The organism is Intrasporangium oryzae NRRL B-24470 (genome assembly GCF_000576595.1).
GTDB lineage: Bacteria > Actinomycetota > Actinomycetes > Actinomycetales > Dermatophilaceae > Intrasporangium_C > Intrasporangium_C oryzae.
Genome location: NZ_AWSA01000124.1, coordinates 1 through 618, shown reverse-complemented (window position 1 = coordinate 618; position 618 = coordinate 1). Strand labels below are relative to the sequence as shown.

General features: G+C 70.4%; 1 pseudogene. It reads right to left on the bottom strand.

What is annotated here, in order from left to right:
• Positions 1-151 precede the first annotated feature (151 nt).
• Positions 152-618: pseudogene (locus N865_RS21335) on the bottom strand (Mu transposase domain-containing protein); the annotation flags it as partial.

The window sequence follows — 618 nt, the reverse complement described above, 5'->3', positions numbered from 1 at the left end:
CCCCGGCGGTCAGGCCCCCGGCGGTCAGGGCGCCGTCGAGGAGGCCGAAGGCGCGGTCGTAGTCGGCCAGGTCCCGCGTCATGTCACGCGTCATGTCGAGGTCAGGGGCCGGCGTTGGGTGGGCGCGCTGGAACTGTTCGCGCAGCACCTTCGCCGCCGCGACGTGTCCGGGGTCGGTGACGGTCATGCCGCGTGCCCAGATCCGGTCGTGAGCAGCGACCAGGCGCCCGTCGTGGCGGACTTCGACGCGGGACAGGCCGGCGGTGACGTCGACGAATCGGCCGATCACCGCGGGGTCGACGGAGTAGTCGTTGCTGTCGACGCGGACGTAGTAGTCCCGTCCGAGCCGGACCCGGTTGACCCAGCCCACCGATGGGGCGACCGGCGGCAACGGGAGCATGGCCGCCCGGTCGGCATCGAGCCGATCGACCGGGCGGGCCTTGATGGTGCGCACCACGCGGTTGTTCGCGATGGTCAGCCAGTCGGTGAACTGGGCATCGAAGTCAGCCGGGGAGGTGAAGACGCGGCCGGGCATGAACGAGGTCTCGAAGAACCCGTTCCTGCGTTCGACCACGCCCTTGGACTCCGGGTCGTATGGCTTCAACCGCTGCAGTCTGG